Raw genomic sequence first — 20,513 nt, forward strand, 5'->3', positions numbered from 1 at the left:
TAACTGCCCCAAATCCTGTGGGCGCTGCAGGGCTTGGGGCGTCGGCGTCAGTGGGCTTTTTCCCAGTTGGGGCCAAAGCCGATTTCTGCCAGCAAAGGCACCTTCAGATCGGCCACCCCAGCCATGATGGCGGGGATCTCGCTGCGCACCCAGTCTTGCTCGGCAGCGGGCAGCTCGAACACCAGTTCATCGTGCACCTGCATGATGACCAGCACATCAGGATTGTCCGCGTCGAGCTTGGCCTGCACGGCGACCATGGCCTTTTTGATCAGGTCCGCCGCGGTGCCCTGCATCGGCGCGTTGATGGCGGCGCGCTCGGCCGCTTTCTTGCGCGGGCCGTTGCCGCCATTGATCTCGGGCAGCACCAGGCGCCGGCCAAACACGGTCTCGACATAGCCCTGCGTATGGGCCAGCTCCACGGTCTGCTCCATGTAGCGCTTGACGCCGGGGTAGCGCTGGAAGTACTTGTCGATGTAAGCCGCCGCTGCCTTGGTCTCAATGCCCAGGTTCTTGGCCAGGCCAAAGCTGCTCATGCCGTAGATCAGACCAAAGTTGATGACCTTGGCATAGCGGCGCTGCTCGCTGCTGACCTGGTCCACGGTCACGCCAAACACCTCGGCGGCGGTGGCGCGGTGCACATCCAGCCCATCGCGGAAGGCGTTGAGCAGCGCCTCGTCGCCTGACAGGTGGGCCATGATGCGCAGCTCGATCTGCGAATAGTCTGCGCTGGCAATCAGCTTGCCCTCGGGCGCGACAAAGGCTTCGCGGATGCGCCGGCCTTCGGCGGTGCGCACGGGAATGTTCTGCAGGTTGGGGTCGTTGCTGGACAAGCGGCCGGTGACGGCCACCGCCTGCGCATAGTGGGTGTGCACGCGGCCATCGCTGGGCAGGGCCATCTGCGCGAGCTTGTCGGTGTAGGTGCCTTTGAGCTTGGACAGCGAGCGGTGCTCCAGGATCTTGGCCGGCAGCGGGTAGTCTTCGGCCAGTTTTTCCAGCACTTCTTCATCGGTACTGCGCGCACCGGTGGCGGTTTTCTTCACCACCGGCAGGCCCAGCTTGTCAAAAAATATCTCGCCCAGCTGCTTGGGGCTGCTCAGGTTGAACTGCTGACCAGCGATCTCATAGGCCTCGGCCTCCAGCGCCAGAATGCGCCGGCCCAGGTCATTGCTCTGGCGCGCCAGCTCGGGCGCATCTATGCGCACGCCGTTGCGCTCGATGCGGAACAGTGCTTCGCTGGTCTGCATCTCCAGCGCATAGATGTGCGCCAGGCCAGCGTTGGCCTCGATGCGCGGCCACAGCACGCGGTGTACGTCCAGGGTCTGATCGGAATCCTCACAGCTGTACGCTGCCGCCTTGTCCACCGGCACCTGGGCAAACGGGATCTGGCCCTTGCCCTTGCCGCAGAGGTCTTCGTAGCTGATGCCCGTGCGGCCGGTGTGGCGCAGCGCCAGGCTGCCCAGGTTGTGGGGGCGGTCGGCTTCGAGCACATAGGACTGCAGCATGGTGTCATGCGCATAGCCTTGCACGCGGATGCCGTGGTTGGCCAGCACATGCTGGTCGTATTTGACGTGTTGGCCCAGCTTCTTTTTGCTGGCGTCTTCCAGCCAAGGCCTGAGCTTGGCCAGCACCAGGTCCAGCGGCAGTTGCTCGGGCACATCCAGGCCTTCATGGCGCAGCGGCACATACGCGGCCTCGCCCACTTGCACGCTGAAAGAGATACCGACGATGCGGGCCTGCATTTCATCGAGCGAATCGGTTTCGGTGTCCAGCGCCGTCAGCTCGGCTGCCTGGAGCTTGAGCAGCCAGGCGTCAAGCTCGGCCTCGGTCAGGATGGTGTGGTAGACCACATCGCGCTGCTGGGCCACGATGGCGACTTCGGTCGCCGCTGCATCGTCGCTGTCAAACAGGCCCGCCTGGCCGGCCGGGCTGGCGGCTGCTGCCTTGCTGGCCGCAGGGGCTGCCGCCGCCGATCCCAGCGACCGGGCCAAGCCCTTGAAGCCATATTGCTCATAAAACGGCACCAAGCCCGTGGCATCGGGCTCGCCCAAGGCCACGGCGTCCAGCGCTGGCAAGCCTTGGATGTAGTCGTCCAGCGCGCAGTCGGTCTTCATGGTCACCAGCTGGCGGCTGAGCGCCAACTGGCCGCTGGCGATGGCATCGCGCAGGTTCTGGCCGGCAACGCCCTTGATCGTATCGGCTTTGGCGATCAACTGGTCGAGCGAGCCGTGCTCCTCCAGCCACTTGGCAGCGGTCTTGGGGCCTACCTTGCTGACGCCGGGCACGTTGTCCACCGTATCGCCCACAAGGGCCTGGTACTCCACCATCTGCGACGGCGGCACGCCAAACTCGGCCGTGACCCCGGCGACATCGCGGCGCTTGCCGTTCATGGTGTCGATGATGGTCACATGCTCATTGACCAGCTGGCTCAAATCCTTGTCGCCGCTGGAGACGATGACCTGGATGCCCTGTGCGGCAGCCATCTGCGCCAGGGTGGCGATCACGTCGTCGGCCTCGACGCCGGGCACGGCCAGAATCTTCCAGCCCAGCAGCTGTACCACCTCGTGGATGGGGGCGATCTGCGAGCGCAGGTCGTCGGGCATCGGCGAACGGGTGGCCTTGTATTCGGTGTAGAGCGTGTCGCGGAAAGTCGGGCCGCTGGCATCAAACACACAGACCGCGTACTCGGCCTGTATGTCTTTACGCAACGCCTGCATCATGTTGATCATGCCCCGGATGGCCCCGGTGGCCGGGCTGGCAGCATCGCCGGGGACCGCACGAAGATCGGGCATGGCATGGTAGGCACGGTACAGATAGCTGGAACCGTCCACCAGCACTAAAGTAGGAGGATTACGCATATTGACATTGTGCCCGGTACGCAAACACCGGGCGACAACTTACAATTGAGTCATGCGCGCAATCACCACTTCTTTTATCGCCCAGGCCTTGGCCCTGGTGCTGGCAGCCCCTGCGCTGGCCCAGCAACCCGCAGCCCCGGCTGAGCAACCCGCCGCCCAGCCTGCGGCCCCTGCCGATGCAGCCCCGGCGACGGACAAGTACAACCAGAAGGCCGAATACATCCGGGTGGAAGATTCGGGCAGCCGCATCGACGAGGTACGCATTGGCGGCCAGACCCAGAGCATCCATGTGCAGCCCAAGATGGGCAATATGCCAGCCTATGAGGTCAAGCCCACCGATGGCGCACGCAGCCGCCCCGATGGTTTTGGCGAGACCCAGAACAAGAAGCGCGTCTGGAACATCGGCAATTTCTGATCCAGATACCACAGCAATTAGCCTGTACTCACGCAGGCTTGCGATAATCGCGTCTTTGCTCCCGCCAGCATGCGGGCCAGGCCAGCCACCGAGGCTGGCCTTGTTTTTGTAGTGACGATATACACCCATGGCTGTTTTCACCGAAGTTTCCGACAAGGCTGCCAAGGCCTTGCTCAAACGCGTCCCGCTGGGCGATTTCGTCTCCTTGCGCGGTATTGAAGGCGGTATTGAAAACACCAACTACTTTCTGACCACCAGCCAGGGCGAGTATGTATTGACCCTGTTCGAGCGCCTGCGCGCCGACCAACTGCCGTTCTACCTGTACCTGATGAAGCACCTGGCCAAGGCCGGCGTGCCCGTGCCCGAGCCCCAGGCCGATGGCAAGACCGGCGACATCCTGCTGCAGGTGGAGGGCAAGCCAGCCGCCATCGTCGGCAAGCTGCCCGGCAAGAGCCAGCTGGCGCCCCAGGCGGCGCATTGCCAATCGCTGGGCGAAGTACTGGCCAAGATGCACCAGGCCGCGCTCGACTACCCGCGCCAGCAACCCAACCTGCGTGGCCTGCCCTGGTGGAACGAGACGGTGCCGGTGGTACTGCCCTACCTGGATACCGCCACTGCCGAGCTGCTGCGCAGCGAGCTGGCCTACCAGAACCATGTGGCACAAAGCTCGGCCTATACCGCGCTGCCGCGTGGCCCCGTGCATGCCGACCTGTTCCGCGACAACGCCATGTTCGAGGGCGAAACCCTGACGGGCATCTTCGACTTCTATTTCGCCGGAGTCGATACCTGGCTGTTCGACATTGCCGTGGTCGTCAATGACTGGTGCATCGACCTGGCCACGGGTGCCATCGACAAGCCCCGCGCCGATGCGCTGCTGGCCGCCTACCAGGTCGTGCGCCCGCTGCAGGCCTGCGAGCGCGAGCTGCTCAACGCCATGCTGCGCGCAGGCGCGCTGCGCTTTTGGATCTCGCGCCTGTGGGATTTCTACCTGCCGCGCGAAGCCTCGCTGCTCAAGCCCCACGACCCCACCCATTTCGAGCGGGTGCTGCGCGAGCGCCTGGCCACGCCCTACCAGCTGCGCTGAAGCGGCAGGCAAAGGCGGCGGCTGCCGGCCAGACCATGCCCACATAGGCGCCTGCCCCATGGGCGCATGGGTTACAGTGCGCCATCCCCTTTGATTTTTTATCGCTGCAGCCCGCGCTGCAGCGCGCTGGTGCATGAAACTTCGTATCGCCACTGCCCGCCAGGGTGTTGCCTGGGTGCAAGACGGCTTCAAAACCTTCAAGACACAGGCCCTGGCCCTGACCTCGCTGTTCTTTTTGTCGATGATGGTGATGTCCCTGATCGGGGCCATTCCGATTGCAGGCACCTTCATTGCGCTGGCCTTGCTGCCAGTCTCCACCTTGTGCATGATGATTGGCGCCGCCTTGGCCACCCAAGGCACGCGCCCCAGCCTGCCGGTGGTGCTGGCCGCCTTGCGCATGGACAAGGAGCGCCGCAACGCCTTCATCGTGCTCGGTGTGTTCTATGCGCTGTCCTTTTTGCTGGTGCTGGGCTTTTCCGCGCTGTTTGACGGCGGCCAGTTCGCGCGGCTGAACCTGATGGGCGGCGAGATCACGCGCGAGATCGTCGAGCAGCCCGCCTTTCAGCAGGCCATGTTTGCCACCATGCTGCTGTACATTCCGCTGTCCTTGCTGTTTTGGCATGCACCCGGCCTGATTTACTGGCATCGCGTGCCTGCCATCAAGGCCGTGTTCTTCAGCCTGATTGCCTGCAGCCGCAATATCGGCGCCTTCACCATGTTTGGCCTGGCCTGGATGGCCGTGGGCATTGGCTTTGGCATTGCCATGGCGCTGTTGTCAGCCTTGCTGGGCACGCTGCTCGGTGCCTGGGCGGCAGGGGCCATCGCCATTGCCGGCTCGCTGATGCTGGCCGCCATGTTTCTGACCTCGGTGGTGTTCAGCTTTCGCGACTGCTTTGAGGCACCCGAGCAGAGCGACAGCGTCGCGCTCTGAACCTCACCGCATCCCGCAAGCCCGGCCTGTTCCACACAGCCCGGGCTTTTTTATGCCTGCCACTTGGCCCGCTACTGCGGGCGCTGGCCTTTACACCACCGTCAGCTTGGCCACCGACAGCGCCAGCCACTTGGTGCCGTGGCGCGGAAAGTTGACCTGGGCGCGGGCATCGTCGCCGCTGCCTTCAACGGCCAGCACCTTGCCCTCGCCGAACTTGTTGTGGAAGACATTGGCGCCCTTTTTGATGCCATGCGCAGGCTCGGCCTTTTGCGCCGGCACGGGGGTCTTGCCCCACATGCTGGGGGCCGCATCGCCATAACCGCCGCCGCTGGACGAACGGCCACCGCCGCCGCCATAAGCCAGACTGCCCATGCCGCTGCCAAAGCCCGAATGCTTGGGTGACAGCCACTTGAGCGCCTCTTCGGGCAGCTCATCAAGAAAGCGGCTGCGCACGTTGTAGCGCGTGGTGCCATGGAGCATGCGGGTCTGCGAGGTACTCAGGTACAGGCGGTTGCGCGCCCGGGTGATGGCGACATACATCAGGCGGCGCTCTTCTTCGAGCCCGCCGGTGTCGGTCATCGCGTTCTCGTGCGGGAACAGGCCTTCTTCCAGCCCGCCGATAAACACCACATCAAATTCCAGCCCCTTGCTGGCGTGCACCGTCATCAGCTGTACGGCATCCTGGCCGGCTTGCGCCTGGTTGTCGCCAGCCTCCAGCGCGGCATGGGTCAGGAAGGCCACTAGCGGCGACAAGGTCTCGCCGGTATCGGGGTTCACCATGGCCGGATTGGCGGCATCGGGCAGCTGGATATCGAGCGCTGGCGCATCCGGGTCCAGCCCCTGGCTGACGGGGCTTTGCCCGCTGCCTGGCACGCCCATGGCCTGCTGCTCATCCAAGGGGATGGCCACGGCATCCTTGCCAAAGCCCTCCTGGGTGACAAAGCTCTCTGCCGCCGTGACCAGTTCACCCAGGTTGTCAATGCGGTCCGCGCCTTCTTTTTCACTCTGGTAGTGCTCGATCAGGCCGCTCACCACCAGCATGCGCTCGATGGTCTCGCGCAAGGTCTTGCCCTGGGTTTCCTCACGCAGCACATCCACCATCGCGACAAAGGACTGCAGCTTGGTGCCTGCCTTGCCAGCTACGGCGGTCACTGCGTCGTACAAGGAGCAGCCGGCGGCCTGCGCCCCTTCTTGCAACTGCTCGGTGGTGCGGGCGCCAATGCCGCGCGGCGGAAAGTTCACCACCCGCATAAAGCTGGTGTCGTCGTGCGGGTTCTCCAGCAAGCGCAGATAGGCCAGCGCATGCTTGATTTCCGCCCGCTCGAAAAAGCGCAGCCCGCCGTACACGCGGTAGGCCACGCCGGCATTGAACAGGCTGGTTTCCAGAATCCGGCTCTGGGCATTGCTGCGGTAAAGCACGGCGATCTCGCTGCGCGCCACGCCATCGCTTTTGACCAGCGACTTGATCTCCTCGACCATCCACTGCGCCTCGGCCATGTCGGTCGCGCTCTCGGACACGCGCACCGGCTCGCCCGGGCCCTGGTCGGTGCGCAGGTTCTTGCCCAGGCGGTTGCTGTTGTGGCTGATCAGCGCATTGGCGCTGTCAAGAATATTGCTGTAGCTGCGGTAGTTCTGCTCCAGCTTGATCTGCTGGCGCACATCGAACTCACGCACAAAATCCTGCATATTGCCCACGCGCGCACCCCGGAAGGCGTAGATGCTCTGGTCGTCATCGCCCACCGCAATCACGCTGCTGTGCGACTGGAACTGGCCACCCACCATGTCGCCGGCCAGCTGCTTGAGCCAGAGGTACTGCAGGCGGTTGGTGTCCTGGAACTCGTCGACCATCATGTGGCGAAAACGGTGCTGGTAGTGCTGGCGGATGGGGAGGTTGTCGCGCAGCAGCTCGTAGGAGCGCAGCATCAGCTCGCCAAAATCCACCACGCCCTCGCGCAGGCATTGCTCTTCATAGAGCTGGTACAGCTCCACCTTCTTGCGCTCGGCCATGTCGCGCGCCTGCACATCCGAGGGGCGTAGGCCCTCTTCCTTGCAGCCGCTGATGAAATACTGCAGCTGCTTGGGCGGCAGCGCTTCTTCGTCCACCTGGAACTGCTTGCACAGGCGCTTGACCGCCGAGAGCTGGTCTTGCGTGTCCAGGATCTGGAAGGCCTGGGGCAGGTTGGCCGATTTGTAATGCGCCCGCAGCATGCGGTTGCACAGACCGTGGAAGGTGCCAATCCACATGCCGCGCACATTGATGGGCAGCATGGTCGACAGGCGGGTGAGCATCTCTTTGGCGGCCTTGTTGGTGAAGGTCACCGCCAAGATGCCGCCAGGCGTGGCGCGGCCGGTCTGCAGCAACCAGGCAATGCGCGTGGTCAGCACCCGGGTCTTGCCCGAGCCGGCGCCGGCCAGAATCAAGGCATGGCCACCCTCCAAGGTGGCAGCGGCCAGCTGCTCGTCGTTAAGGCCATTGAGAAGCGGCAATTGCCCCGTGCTACCCGCGCCAGACGGCAGCGCAAACAAATCATTCGAATCCATGCCGCCATTGTAGGGAGATCAGCCAGGGCCAGCATGCCCGCGCGGCGCTGACGCATACTGCAGCGGCTGCCAAGGCTTTTGCAAAGCCGGCGCATGCTGCTAGAATCAGTCACCGGGCCCAAGTTTCTTGTGACCCGGTTTTTTTGCGCCTGCAACAGCGCAATCCAGGACCTTCCGATGCGAAGTGCTCCCCCAAAAAGCCGGTCTCCAAGCCAAGCGCCCCATCACCGCGAAATAGTTTGCGGTGACCTTTCATGGAGCTTGGAATCAAATGGAAATCTTCGACTACGACAACATTCTTTTGCTGCCCCGCAAGTGCCGCGTGGAAAGCCGCTCGGAATGTGACGCCAGCGTCGTGCTCGGCAACCGCACCTTCCGCCTGCCGGTGGTGCCTGCCAACATGAAGACGGTGCTGGACGAGAAGATCTGCAAGTTTTTGGCGCAACACGGCTACTTCTATGTGATGCACCGCTTTGACATCGACAACCTGGCCTTCACCAAGGCCATGCAGTCGCAAGGCCTGTTCGCCTCCATCTCGCTGGGCGTCAAGCAAGCAGACTACGAGGTAGTCGACCGCTTTGTGGCCGACGACATCTGCCCCGAATACATCACCATCGACATTGCCCACGGCCATGCCGACAGCGTGAAGAACATGATCGGCTACCTCAAAGAAAAGCTGCCCGAGGCCTTTGTGATCGCCGGCAACGTGGCCACCCCCGAGGCCGTGATCGACCTGGAAAACTGGGGCGCCGATGCCACCAAGGTGGGCGTGGGCCCGGGCAAAGTCTGCATCACCAAGCTCAAGACGGGTTTTGGCACCGGCGGCTGGCAGCTGTCGGCGCTCAAGTGGTGCGCGCGCGTGGCGACCAAGCCCATCATTGCCGACGGCGGTATCCGCAGCCATGGCGACATCGCCAAGAGCATCCGCTTTGGCGCCACCATGGTGATGATCGGCTCGCTGTTTGCCGGCCATGAAGAGTCGCCCGGCAAGACGGTCGAGCTCGACGGCGAGCTGTTCAAAGAGTACTACGGCTCGGCCAGTGACTTCAACAAGGGCGAGTACAAGCACGTCGAAGGCAAGCGCATCCTCGAACCCATCAAGGGCAAGCTGCAAGACACCTTGATCGAGATGGAGCAGGATGTGCAGTCTTCCATCAGCTATGCAGGCGGCAAGCAGCTGATGGACATCCGCAAGGTGAACTATGTGATCCTGGGCGGCGACAATGCCGGCGAACATCTGCTGATGTAAGACTTGCCTGGGGCAAGCGCAGACGGCCCGGCAGTGTCCGGGCCATTTTTTGTCTCCAGCACTGCGGGCCTGCCGGAAAAAACCAGCATTGATATCGGTATTTTTCCGAGCAAGCGTAAAAATTAGTGCATAATACAAGGCTTGCTGCAGCGCACTGCTGACAGCAAAATATGTGGGCTCTTAGCTCAGTTGGTAGAGCAGCGGACTCTTAATCCGTTGGTCGAGTGTTCGAATCACTCAGGGCCCACCACATATCCTGGCTTGCGATTGAAAACGCAAACCGCCGAAACAAAAGCACTCCAAGGTGCAAGCGTTTCGGGCTCTTAGCTCAGTTGGTAGAGCAGCGGACTCTTAATCCGTTGGTCGAGTGTTCGAATCACTCAGGGCCCACCAAGATCGACGGCCTAGGCAAACGCCTAGGCCGTTTTTTATTTCCCTCTTCCATTCGCGCAACCCGCAGTCTCCTGTGTGAAGGGCTGCCATGGAACTGCGCTTGTAGAATGCAGGCATCGACCTTCCTCTGACACTTTTCTACCCTCCACGCCATGCGCCCCCTGCTCCCCTCCTTGCTCGCCGCCCTCGCCTTTGCAACGGCATCCAGTGCTTATGCGCATGTCACGGTCAGCAATCCCTGGGCGCGTGCCACCGTCGCGCAGCAGCAGGCCTCCGGCGTGTTCATGGATTTGCGCTCCGCGCATGACAACGCCCAGCTGCTGAGCGTGACCACCGATGCCGCCAGCACCGCCGAGGTGCATGAGATGCGCATGGAAGACAATGTGATGAAGATGCGCGCCGTTCCCAGCGTCAGCCTGCCCAGCGGCCAGACGGTAAGCCTCAAGCCGGGCGGCTACCACATCATGCTCATGGGCCTGAAAAAGCCTTTGGCGGCAGGCGACAACATCGATCTGACCTTGGAAGTGCTGCACGAGGATGGCGCCAAAGAACGCATTGCCGTGCGCGCACCGGTGCGCGCACTGGCGCCCGCAGCGGCGGCTGGCCATCAACCGCACTCCGGTGCGCACCAGCACTGAATGACTCCAACACCAGGGCCAAGAGCCCTGTTGTTTATTTGATTACTAGATAAGCCTTTGTATACATCTGGGATGTGGACCTGCGGCTTCACCACATCGTAGCCAAGAAAGGTAGTTACACTTTTCAGGCGCCAGCACTTAGACTGGCATAGAGATCAAACTATAGTTGCCATTCATCAATTATTTGATATTAATATATCCAATATATTGACATATTATTACAAGCTTTGAAAATGGAACAACCAGCATGCGGGGCCCCGGAGCCCGCATCTGACGGCCATTTTCGCAGCGCTTGACGGTGAATGTGCTAGGGAGAGTTGTTATGTCCGAGTTGATCCTGCATGCCGCCCACTTGAGTGAAGCCCATCAACTACGCTTCAGCTATTTGTTTGAAGTCGCGGCCAAGCACTGGCGCGACAAGCAGCCTGCGCAGGCCGCCAAGCCTGCCACCGAGCTGTGGGTGATCGATGCCCAGAGCGCGCCTGACGCCATCCGCAACCGCTCCAACAGCTCCTTCGTGCTGCTGATTGCCACCGACGACCAGGCCCAGGCCTTGCGTGCCCAGTGGCCTGACCAGATCGATGCCCAGTTGCCACCTGACTACAGCGTGGGGCGCTTGACCCAGTTGCTGGAGCACATCAGCGTACAAGCCCATGGCAAGCGCCTGCGCGAGACGCTGAAAAACCGCCGCCAGCACAGCATGACCCTGGCCCATGACGTCCAGCTCAAGAATGCCGATGCCGCCTTCCTCAAGGCCACCGACCTGACCCAACCGGTATTAGCAGTGGCCGAGCCAGCCATCGAGCCGCCAGCCGTGGCCACCCCTGCTGCCGCAGCGGTGGTAGCCGTTGGCAGCGAACCTGCCGCTGGCACCCGCTTTCGCATCAAGCGCTGGACCCAGCTGACGGGCAGCATGGCGGACCAGACCCACCGCCAATTGCTCGCCGCAATGATCTCCGCCGATCGCAGCATCGAAGAGTTGGGCGAGCGCACCCAGCTGCAGCGCAGCGAAATCCTGCGCGTGCTGCAAGTGTTGCGCGGCAAAGGCGTGCTGCTGGAAACCGCGCCTCCGGCGGCCGCTGCCGCTGCGCTTGAATCTCTCGCAAGCCCCGCCCCTTCGGCTGCCTTGCCGGCTTCCGCCACAGGCAAGACCCGAGGCCTTTTTCGACAACTGAGTCGCTGGATCGGCCAAAACCGGGCTGGCGACAACCCCACCTGACGGGAGGACGGCATGCACCACCCCATCAAACGCATCGTGCTGCTGGGCCCTATGGGCATTGGCAAAACAACGGCCATTCGCAGCCTTTGCGGCAGCCTGGCCATTGAATGCGATGTCCCCAATCTCGACAAGCAAGCCCACGCCAAGGAGACGACCACGGTGGGGCTGGATTTTGGGGAGATCAAGCTCGATGACGAGGACACGCTGCAAGTCTATGGTTGCCCGGGCCAGGATCGCTACGATTTTGTCCGTGAATGGGCGCTGTCGCTGGCTTTCGGGGCCGTGGTCATGGTCGACATCCATGACCCCCAGGCCATGGAGCAAACCATCGACCTGATTCAGCAGTGCCACGCCGCACCCAATATCCAGGCCATCGTCGTGCTGATCGCCCGCCCTGCCTCGGCAACGCAGCAGGAGATGTTCACGGTACGGCTTTCTGCACATGCGCAATGCGCGGTTCCCGTGCTCAGCGCCGATCCGCGCAACCCCTCTCAAATGCTCGATACGCTGGACATCATTGCGGCCATGCTGCCAGACGAAATCCAGCAGCCCTGACACAGCAGGGCCCAGCCCAGCCGGGCCCAGCGCGCCGCATACCGCAGCGACTGCAGATACCCGGGGCTTGAGGTAAGCTCGGCGCCTGCCGCTGCGCACCGGGCCAAGCCCAGGCTGCACCGGCCCCCTCCCTTCACCACTTTGACGACGCCACCGGCCATCCCCGCCAGTGGCGCGCTGGCCATGAACCAACCACGCCCCCCAGATGCTGGATCCACCCAGCCCACACCCCAATGGATTCTGGCGGTCATGCTGGCCTTGCTGGGCATGCTCGGGCCCTTCTCGATCGATACCTACCTGCCCGCCTTTGATGGCATTGCGGCCTCGCTCCAGGCCTCGCCGCTGCAGATGCAGCAAACGCTGTCGGCCTATCTGTTCGGCTTTGCCTTCATGAACCTGTTCCACGGCGCGCTGTCGGACAGCTTTGGCCGCCGCCCCGTCGTACTGTGGGGGCTAGCCACCTTTGCGCTGACATCGGCCGGCTGTGCGCTGGCCCAGACGCCCGAGCAGCTGATCTTGTTCCGCGCGCTGCAAGGCTGCACCACCGGGGCAGGCATTGTAGTGTCGCGGGCGGTGGTGCGTGATCTTTTCCCGCCAGCCCAGGCCCAGCGGATGATGAGCCAGATCACCATCTATTTCGGCATTGCACCGGCCATTGCACCGATGATTGGCGGCATCTTCATCGCCTACGCCAGCTGGCAGTCCATCTTCTGGCTGCTCACCGCCATTGGCGCCCTGCTGTGGGCCTACAACTGGCGTCTGCTGCCCGAGAGCCTGCCGCCCGAAAAACGCCAGGCCTTTGATGTGCGCAACCTCATGCGCGGCTACTGGCAGCTGTGCAGCAGCCCGCGCTTTTTGCTGCTGGCTGCTGCCAGTGGCGTGCCGTTCAACGGCATGTTCATCTACATCCTGTCAGCGCCCACCTTCCTGGGCACCCATATGCACATGCAGCCCACCCAGTTCTTCTGGTTCTTTATCTGCACCATCGGCGGCATCATGCTGGGCGCCTGGGTCAGCGGCAGGCTGGCGGGCAAGATTCCGCCCAAGCGCCAGGTGCGCCACGGCTTCTTGATCATGTTCCTGACCTCCTGCGTCTACCTGGTGATGAACCTGGTGCTGCCGCCGCACCCGGCCTGGGCGCTGCTGCCGATGGGCATTTACTCGTTTGGCTGGGCCTTGATGACGCCGGTGGTCACCCTGCTGGTGCTCGATCTGCACCCCGAGCGCCGAGGCCTGGCCTCCTCATTGCAAGCGGTAGTCAGCTCAGTGGCCAACGGCCTGGTGGCCGGTGTGCTGGCACCCTTGGTGATGCATTCCACGGTGGCGCTGGCCATCGCATCGATGGGCCTGATGCTGACCGGCCTGCTCAGCTGGATCTATTTCCACCACCGCTGGCCGGATATTGGCCGCAACAACGCAGTCTGAGCCCGACACACCCTTCCGCCGCACGAGGTCAGCGCCTTTCAGGCACAAAAAAGAGCTTCCCGTGGGAAGCTCTTTTGCATGGCCTGGGCGCTGCGGCACATCAGATGCCGCTGTACCCTCTGCCTGGATTAACGGCTGCGTTCGGTGCGCTTGCGGTCACCACCGGCTGGTGCGTAAGGACGGCCGCCGCGATCGCCACCGAAGCGGCTCTCACCGCTGGGACGGCGCTGGGCGAAATCGCCACCAGCGGCATGGCGTGGGCCTGCGCTGCGGGGTGCGCGGCTGTCAGCACCACGGGTGTCAGCGGCAAAACGGTCTGGGCGGTCTGCACGGCGCTCAGGAGCGCGGTCAAAGCTGCGGCCTTCGGGGCGTGGAGCGCGGTCCTGGAAACGGTCTGCACCACGGTCCTGGAAGCGGTCACCGCCACGCTCAGCGCCGCGGTCCTGGAAGCGATCGCCACCACGCTCAGCACGTTGCTCAAAGCGTGGAGCGCCATCACGCTGCTCGAAACGAGGACGGCTGTCGCCGCCACGTGGCGCACCACCAAAACCAGCGTTCTCGCCAAAGCCAGGCTTGCGGCCATAGCCTTCGCCATCACGGCGGGCACCAAAGCCACCACGGTCAGCACCGAAACCACCACCGCCACGGCGATCACCGCCACGGCCAGCGCCAGCACCTGGGCGACCACGGTCACCACCACGGCCAGCACCAGCGCCACGCGAGCCTTCGCTGCGGGCAGGGAAGCGTTGCTGAGGCTCCAGACCTGGAATCACTTCCGGCTTGAACTGCTGCTTGGTGTAGGCCTCGATATCGAACACACGGCGGCGGTCACGGAACTCGGCGAAGGTGATCGCCAGACCCGAGCGGCCAGCACGGCCGGTACGGCCAATGCGGTGGGTGTAGTCTTCGGCCTTCATCGGCAGGCCGTAGTTGAACACGTGGGTAATGGTGGGCACGTCGATACCGCGTGCAGCCACATCGGTAGCCACCAGAATCTGTACCTGGCCACTGCGCAGTGCCATCAGGCGGCGGTTACGCAAGCCTTGGCTCAGGGCGCCGTGCAGTGCAACGGCGGAGAAGCCTTCTTGCTGCAGGTCATTGGCCAGACCGTCACATTCCACTTGGGTGGATGCAAACACGATGGCCTGGTTGATCGACGCGTCGCGCAGCCAGTGGTCCAGCAACTTGCGCTTGTGCTGCGAGTTGTCAGCCCAGAACAGCACTTGCTTGATGTTGGCATGCTTTTCTTGGGGCGAGTCGATGGTGATCTTCTGCACGCCCGAGCCGTTGTCGTGCATCACACGCATGGCCAGCTGTTGAATGCGCGGCGCGAACGTGGCGCTGAACATCATGGTTTGCTTGCGCTGTGCGGTCAGCTGGTTGACTTCGGCCAGATCGTCCGAGAAGCCCAGGTCCAGCATGCGGTCGGCTTCATCAACCACCAGGAACTGCACCTTGTCGAGCTTGATCTGCATCGAGCGCTGCAGGTCGAGCAGACGGCCAGGCGTGGCCACCACCAGATCGGCGTTTTGCAGCTTGGCGATTTGCAGCTGGTAAGGCATGCCACCCACGATATTGGCCACACGCAGGCCCTTGCAATGGCGCACCAGTTCGATGGCGTCATGCGCCACCTGCTGGGCCAGTTCACGGGTCGGGCACAGAATCAGGGCGCCAGGTTGGGCGGCCTTGAAGTTGCGCGGGCTCAGTGGGTTCTTGCGCTTGGCGCGCTTGGGCGCTTGCTCGCCACGGGCCACGGCCTCGGCCGCCATACGCTCGTACTCGGCGCGCTCTTCGGCTTCCGCCTGGCCTTGCTGCTGGATCAGGGTGTGCAGCACGGGCAGCAAGAATGCCGCCGTCTTGCCGGAACCGGTTTGGCTGGACACCATCAGGTCGGTGAAGTGCTGGCTGTCACCAGTTTCATCCAACATGGCCAGCGGGATGGCGCGCAGCTGCACGGCGGTAGGTTGGGTGTAGCCCAGATCCTTGACGGCCTGAACCAGCTCAGGCGCCAGGCCCAGCTCGACAAAGCCATTCGGGCCTTCTGGCACCACTTCGGCTTCGGTTTCCACCTCGGCGTCAGCCACCAGCGCGGTGTTGTCTTCTTGCGAAGCGTCTACGGCTTCAGCGGACAGGGAAGGGGTATTGACGATCTCTTGGATAGCGTCAACAGAATTTTGCACAGGCGCGGCTTCGCCCTGCAGATGGAGGTCTTGCGTCATTTTTGAACAATAGCAATAGGTCGGCCACTGCGCGTTTCGCGACGCAGTTCCGTACCGTTCATGGTTTAAAAACATCAACCATCAAACGGTAACGGCCATACAGATTGCCGCGGGCTTGTTCAAATCGGCCATGCTGCGAATTGCATGGCCTGGACGCCCAAAGAATGAAGGGAGATGTACGTATCAACCGCCTGTTTGGCGGGGAAGCCAGCATTATCGCACGATCTGGGGTTTTCCCGCAGGCACAAGGGTCAATAGCCCGAAAAAACCACGCTTTCGCATCGCACGCCAGCGCGGCCAGTGCCCCGTATCACTCTGCCGCTGTCTCTGTGGCCGCCGGCAGTTGGAGGAAATGCTGGCGGTAGTACAGCATCTCGTCGATTGACTCATGCACATCGGCCAGCGCCGTGTGCTTTTGCGCCTTCTTGAAGCCGGCAATCAGCTCGGGGCGCCAGCGCCGCGCCAACTCCTTGAGGGTGCTGACATCGACATTGCGGTAGTGGAAATAGGCTTCCAGATCGGGCATGTAGCGCGCCAGAAAGCGCCGGTCCTGGCCAATGCTGTTGCCGCACATGGGCACCTTGGCCTTGGGCACATGGCGCTTGAGGAAAGCCAGCACCTCGGCCTGTGCGGCCGCCTCGTCCGTGGCCGAGGCCTTCACGCGCTCGGTCAGGCCGCTGCGGCCATGGGTGTTGCGGTTCCAGGCATCCATCTTGGCCAGCTCTTCATCACTTTGGTGGATGGCAATCACCGGGCCTTCAACGCGCAGGCTCAAGTCGGCATTGGTGACCACCAGCGCGATCTCGATCACGCGGTGCTCTTGCGGGTTCAAACCGGTCATTTCACAGTCCAGCCAGACCAGGTTCAGGTCGGACTTGGCCAGCGTCGGTGCTGGCGTCAACGCCGTGTCCAGGGTGTTCTTGTTTTGCATGGGGGCGATTGTCGCCTATGCCCTACACTGTCCGGTATTTGCCAACCAACACCCCCACTTGTGACTCTATCGCTGCTGTTCACCCTGATCTTTGCCGTCGCGCTGGCTGCCAGCGTGCTCACCAAACTCTGGCTGGCCAGCCGCCAGATGCGCCATGTGGCAGCCCACCGTGATGCGGTGCCTGCCCTGTTTGCTGACCGCATCAGCCTGGCCGCCCACCACAAGGCCGCCGACTACACCATTGCCAAGACCCGCTTTGGTTTGCTGGAGCTGGCCATTGGCAGCGTGGCCCTGCTGGGCTGGACCTTGTTGGGCGGACTCGACCTGCTCAATGCCAGCTTGCTGGGCGCCCTGGGTGGCGGCATATGGCAGCAGCTCGCGCTGGTGGCGGCCTTTGCGCTTATCAGCGGCCTCATCGATCTGCCCGGCAGCTACTACCAGACCTTTGTGCTGGAGCAGCGTTTTGGCTTCAACAAGATGACCTTGGGCCTGTGGCTGGGCGATTTGCTCAAAGGCACTGTCATGGGCGCACTCATCGGCCTGCCGATTCTGGCGGTCATCCTGTGGTTGATGGGCTCGGCCGGCCCATGGTGGTGGCTCTGGGCCTGGGCGTTCTGGGTGGGCTTCAACCTGCTGCTGATGGTTATCTACCCGGCCTTTATCGCGCCGCTGTTCAACAAGTTCCAGCCGCTGGAGGACGAGAGCCTCAAAGCCCGCGTGCAGGCGCTGATGCAGCGCTGCGGCTTTGCCGCCAAGGGCCTGTTTGTGATGGATGGCAGCCGCCGCAGTGCGCATGCCAATGCCTATTTCACCGGCTTTGGCGCCAGCAAGCGCGTGGTGTTTTTCGATACCCTGCTGCAAAAACTGAGCGGCGACGAGGTCGAAGCCGTGCTGGCCCATGAGCTGGGCCATTTCAAGCACAAGCACATCATCAAGCGCATGCTGGGCCTGTTTGGCCTGACCTTGCTGGGCTTTGCGCTGCTGGGCTGGCTGTCGCAGCAGGCCTGGTTCTACACCGGTCTGGGCGTGACGCCCAACTTCAACATCCCCGGCGTGCCCGGCTCCAGCCCCAACGATGCGCTGGCCCTGCTGCTGTTCATGCTGGCCGTGCCGGTGTTCAGCAGCTTTGTCTCGCCGCTGATGGCGCATTCGTCGCGCAAGCACGAGTTCGAGGCCGATGCCTATGCCGTCAAGCAAACGCGGGCGGCCGATCTGCAATCGGCCCTGCTCAAACTCTACGAGGACAATGCCTCGACCCTGACGCCCGATCCGGTCTATGTGCGCTACTACTATTCGCACCCGCCGGCCGTCGAGCGTATTCGCCACATGCAACAATTGGCCCATGACTGATACCCACCTGCCCAAACAAGACTGGTCCACCCAGGCCCGCCGTGCGCTGTCCGCCTCCGAGGTGGTGACACAGCTGAGCCCACTGAGCGGCTGGGTGCTGAGCGGTGATGGCGCCGATGTGGCCATCGAGAAGACGTTCCGCTTTGCCAACTACTACGAGACCATGGCCTTTGTGAATGGCGTGGCCTTGGTGGCCCATACCCAGGACCACCACCCCGACCTGTCGGTGCACTACAACCGCTGCGTGGTGCGCTTCAACACCCATGATGTGCATGGGCTGTCGCTGACCGATTTCGAATGCGCGCGCCGCATCGAAGCCCTGCTGCAGCTGGCCTGACCTCCATGGCAAAACCTGCAAGACGCCCCGGCAACAACAACCTCAGCGCGACCCAGACCGGCCTCGTCGTGGCCAGCTACGGCCGCCACTGCATTGTGGAGACGCCGGACGGCGTGCGCCGCATCTGCCACCCTCGGGGCAAGAAAAGCCAGGCCGTCGTCGGCGACCATGTGCGCTGGCTGGCCCCCCCTGCGGGCCAGGGCGACGAAGGCACGATCGAGAAGGTGCTGGAGCGGCGCAATGTGTTCTACCGCCAAGATGACATCCGCACCAAGACCTTTGCTGCCAACCTGGACCAGTTGCTGATCCTGATTGCCGCCGAGCCGGTGTTCAGTGAAGTGCAGCTGGCCCGCGCGCTGATTGCGGCCGAAGCTGCCCATATCACGCCCATCATTGCGCTCAACAAGATGGACCTGGGCGAACCCTTTTTGCGCGCCTGGGAAAGGCTGGAGCCCTACCGCAACATGCGCGACCAGGTGGAAGACCCGCCGCACTACACTGTGCTGCCCTGCACCCTCGCCGATGCAGACGACGAAGACCGCGACGCCATCTACGGCCTGCTCGAAGGCAAGACCACCTTGGTGCTGGGCCCTTCTGGCGTGGGCAAAAGCACCTTGATCAACCTGCTGATTCCGGGCGCCAATGTGGCCACCAACGAGATATCCCAGGCCTTGAACACCGGCAAGCACACCACGACCAGCACCACCTTGTATTGGATCGACGAGGTCCGCAAGACGGCGCTGATCGACTCGCCTGGCTTCCAGGAATTTGGTCTGTACCACATTGCGCCCACCCAGCTGGCCGCCTGCATGCCCGACATCGGTGCCCATGCCAAGGCCTGCAAGTTCTACAACTGCACGCATTTGCATGAGCCCGGCTGCGGCGTGATCGAGGCGGTCAAAAACGGCCATGCCGCGTTGCCCATCAGCGAGAACCGCTACCGCATCTACGGCGAGCTGTTCGACGAGCTGAACCTGAGCGCTTACTAAACCGGTTGACCAGACCTTAGAACCTGTTCAAAGTCTCTACGCAGCCGCGTTGGAGTGCAATCGGGATGAGTTCGAAGGGCTGGTCCGCAGCTTGCACCGGGGTGCAAGCAAGGGCCAGCGCGCAGAAATCGCCCGATTTCACTCCAACCCGTAGGGACAGTGGCTTTGCGGGTGCCCGACTAGGGGCGGTCTGCGTCGTTGCAAATCCTCGCAATAGCTGGGCTATTGCTGCGGTGTTGCGCGGCTAGGCGCCCCCCTCGCATCCCATCTCGCAAAGACACTGTCGCGGCGCGAGGAGACTTTGAACAGGTTCTTAGCCCCGGCACCACTCTTTGGGCAAGGTTTCGGCATGGCCCAGATCGACATGGGCCTTCAAAAAATCGAGCACCGCCCGGGTGCGTGAGGGCAGGCGCTCGGGCTTGCCCAGGTAGACCGCATGGATGGGCTCCAGCACGCCGGTGTTGTAGGCCTCCAGCACCACCTGCAGCCGACCTGCGGCAATATCGTTCCAGGCATGGAACAGCGACAGCCGCGCCAGGCCTACCCCCGCCACCGCCAGGTTGCGCATCACATCGCCATCGTTGACGCGCAGCAGCTCCCCAATGCCCACCCCCACCTCTTGCCCCGCCACCCGAAACGGCCAGTGCGGCACCGTGCGCTGGTAGTTCCAGCCGATGCGCACATGCTCGGCCAGCAGGTCGGGGTGCGTGGGCACGCCATGGGCATCCAGATACGCGGGTGCGGCCACGATGATCTGGCGGGTATGGCCCAAGAGGCGCGCCACCATGTCCGAGGCGGGCAGCTTGCCCCAGCGGATCGCAATGTCGGCCTGCGCCTCCATCAGGTCCACCACCTCGTCGGTAAAGCTCAGATCCAGCACCAGGCCAGGGTACTGCTGCATCAGCTGGGCAACCAGGGGCACCAGCAGCGCCTGGCCCGTCGATGAACTGGAGTTGATGCGCACGACGCCCTTGGGCGCGCTGCGCAACGAGGCGGCCGCCTCCGCCTCCTGCAGATCGGCCAGCACCCGCTGGCCACGCTCGTAGAACTGGCGGCCCTCGGGGGTGAGCTGCACCCGGCGCGTACTGCGCAGCAGCAGCTGTGCGCCCAGCCGCGCCTCCATACGCGCGACGATCTTGCTGGTGGCCGAGGGTGAGACACCCAGATGGCGGGCTGCGGCCGAGAAACTGCCGTGCTCTGCGACCTGTACAAACACCTCCAGCTCGCCGGAGCGGTTGGTCTCGAATGTGGGGCTGGCGGGAAAAGCAGGGTTGCGCATGGTCAATGGCGTCATAGCGACAGATGGTGATGGCAAATTCTGCGCTTATTTATTCCATATGGGAACAAATACCTTTCCGTTGTTCCATCTACACAAAAATCAG

16 protein-coding genes and 2 tRNA genes are annotated in these 20,513 nt (G+C 62.9%); 13 read left to right on the top strand and 5 right to left on the bottom strand.

Annotation, left to right across the window (positions count from 1 at the left end):
• Nucleotides 1-47: 47 nt before the first annotated feature.
• Nucleotides 48-2,855 (bottom strand): DNA polymerase I, encoded by a 2,808-nt coding sequence (gene polA / locus M2375_RS01505; protein ID WP_259163491.1) that lies wholly within the window; start codon nucleotides 2,853-2,855, stop codon nucleotides 48-50.
• Between the two features lie 52 nt (nucleotides 2,856-2,907).
• On the opposite strand from polA, the gene M2375_RS01510 reads away from it, so the two are divergent.
• From M2375_RS01510 to M2375_RS01520, 3 genes are all read left to right on the top strand, one after another.
• Nucleotides 2,908-3,270, top strand: coding sequence for a hypothetical protein (locus M2375_RS01510; RefSeq protein WP_259163493.1), 363 nt, complete (start codon nucleotides 2,908-2,910; stop codon nucleotides 3,268-3,270).
• A 127-nt stretch (nucleotides 3,271-3,397) separates the two neighbouring features.
• Nucleotides 3,398-4,354, top strand: a complete 957-nt coding sequence (locus tag M2375_RS01515; protein ID WP_259163494.1) for a homoserine kinase — start codon at nucleotides 3,398-3,400, stop codon at nucleotides 4,352-4,354.
• Between the two features lie 133 nt (nucleotides 4,355-4,487).
• Entirely contained in the window at nucleotides 4,488-5,285 is a 798-nt protein-coding gene (locus tag M2375_RS01520) for a BPSS1780 family membrane protein (protein ID WP_259163495.1), read from the top strand.
• 90 nt (nucleotides 5,286-5,375) lie between these two features.
• Here the strand turns inward: M2375_RS01520 and M2375_RS01525 are convergent, their stop codons facing one another.
• Nucleotides 5,376-7,826 (bottom strand): UvrD-helicase domain-containing protein, encoded by a 2,451-nt coding sequence (locus M2375_RS01525; RefSeq protein WP_259163496.1) that lies wholly within the window; start codon nucleotides 7,824-7,826, stop codon nucleotides 5,376-5,378.
• 271 nt (nucleotides 7,827-8,097) lie between these two features.
• Here M2375_RS01525 and M2375_RS01530 point away from each other — a divergent pair, with 271 nt between their 5' ends.
• The 7 genes from M2375_RS01530 to M2375_RS01560 all read left to right on the top strand — a co-directional run bounded on the left by M2375_RS01530 (nucleotide 8,098) and on the right by M2375_RS01560 (nucleotide 13,305).
• The gene (locus tag M2375_RS01530) at nucleotides 8,098-9,075 is read left to right on the top strand and encodes a GMP reductase (protein WP_259163497.1); all 978 of its coding nucleotides are present in this window, start codon (nucleotides 8,098-8,100) and stop codon (nucleotides 9,073-9,075) included.
• Nucleotides 9,076-9,249: 174 nt separating this feature from the next.
• Nucleotides 9,250-9,325 (top strand) — tRNA-Lys (locus M2375_RS01535).
• Nucleotides 9,326-9,392: 67 nt separating this feature from the next.
• A tRNA-Lys gene (locus M2375_RS01540) sits at nucleotides 9,393-9,468 on the top strand.
• 152 nt (nucleotides 9,469-9,620) lie between these two features.
• On the top strand, nucleotides 9,621-10,106 hold the full coding sequence (locus M2375_RS01545) for a copper chaperone PCu(A)C (RefSeq protein WP_259163499.1): 486 nt from the start codon (nucleotides 9,621-9,623) through the stop codon (nucleotides 10,104-10,106).
• 322 nt (nucleotides 10,107-10,428) lie between these two features.
• Nucleotides 10,429-11,325, top strand: coding sequence for a hypothetical protein (locus M2375_RS01550; protein ID WP_259163501.1), 897 nt, complete (start codon nucleotides 10,429-10,431; stop codon nucleotides 11,323-11,325).
• A gap of 12 nt (nucleotides 11,326-11,337) precedes the next feature.
• The gene (locus M2375_RS01555; protein ID WP_259163504.1) at nucleotides 11,338-11,880 is read left to right on the top strand and encodes an ATP/GTP-binding protein; all 543 of its coding nucleotides are present in this window, start codon (nucleotides 11,338-11,340) and stop codon (nucleotides 11,878-11,880) included.
• A 183-nt stretch (nucleotides 11,881-12,063) separates the two neighbouring features.
• Nucleotides 12,064-13,305: a multidrug effflux MFS transporter gene (locus M2375_RS01560; RefSeq protein WP_259163953.1), complete on the top strand. Its 1,242-nt coding sequence runs from the start codon at nucleotides 12,064-12,066 to the stop codon at nucleotides 13,303-13,305.
• A 128-nt stretch (nucleotides 13,306-13,433) separates the two neighbouring features.
• Here the strand turns inward: M2375_RS01560 and M2375_RS01565 are convergent, their stop codons facing one another.
• Nucleotides 13,434-15,524, bottom strand: coding sequence for a DEAD/DEAH box helicase (locus tag M2375_RS01565; RefSeq protein WP_259163505.1), 2,091 nt, complete (start codon nucleotides 15,522-15,524; stop codon nucleotides 13,434-13,436).
• A gap of 310 nt (nucleotides 15,525-15,834) precedes the next feature.
• Complete coding sequence (gene orn / locus M2375_RS01570; RefSeq protein WP_259163506.1) at nucleotides 15,835-16,455, bottom strand: oligoribonuclease; 621 nt, start codon at nucleotides 16,453-16,455, stop codon at nucleotides 15,835-15,837.
• 60 nt (nucleotides 16,456-16,515) lie between these two features.
• Between orn and M2375_RS01575 the strand changes: the two genes are divergently transcribed.
• From M2375_RS01575 to rsgA, 3 genes are read left to right on the top strand one after another with little or no spacing between them, the layout of a single operon-like run.
• A complete protein-coding gene (locus M2375_RS01575) occupies nucleotides 16,516-17,805 on the top strand; it encodes a M48 family metallopeptidase (RefSeq protein ID WP_404979258.1) in 1,290 nt (429 codons plus the stop codon).
• Nucleotides 17,798-18,142, top strand: coding sequence for a 4a-hydroxytetrahydrobiopterin dehydratase (locus M2375_RS01580; protein WP_259163507.1), 345 nt, complete (start codon nucleotides 17,798-17,800; stop codon nucleotides 18,140-18,142). Before M2375_RS01575 ends, M2375_RS01580 begins: the two co-directional genes overlap by 8 nt.
• A gap of 5 nt (nucleotides 18,143-18,147) precedes the next feature.
• The gene (gene rsgA, locus M2375_RS01585; protein WP_259163508.1) at nucleotides 18,148-19,131 is read left to right on the top strand and encodes a ribosome small subunit-dependent GTPase A; all 984 of its coding nucleotides are present in this window, start codon (nucleotides 18,148-18,150) and stop codon (nucleotides 19,129-19,131) included.
• A 313-nt stretch (nucleotides 19,132-19,444) separates the two neighbouring features.
• Here rsgA and M2375_RS01590 read toward each other — a convergent pair whose 3' ends face one another.
• Nucleotides 19,445-20,425, bottom strand: coding sequence for a LysR family transcriptional regulator (locus tag M2375_RS01590; RefSeq protein WP_259163509.1), 981 nt, complete (start codon nucleotides 20,423-20,425; stop codon nucleotides 19,445-19,447).
• Between the last annotated feature and the right edge of the window lie 88 nt (nucleotides 20,426-20,513).

The sequence above is a fragment of the Comamonas sp. BIGb0152 genome (assembly GCF_024809975.1).
Taxonomy (GTDB): domain Bacteria; phylum Pseudomonadota; class Gammaproteobacteria; order Burkholderiales; family Burkholderiaceae_C; genus Comamonas.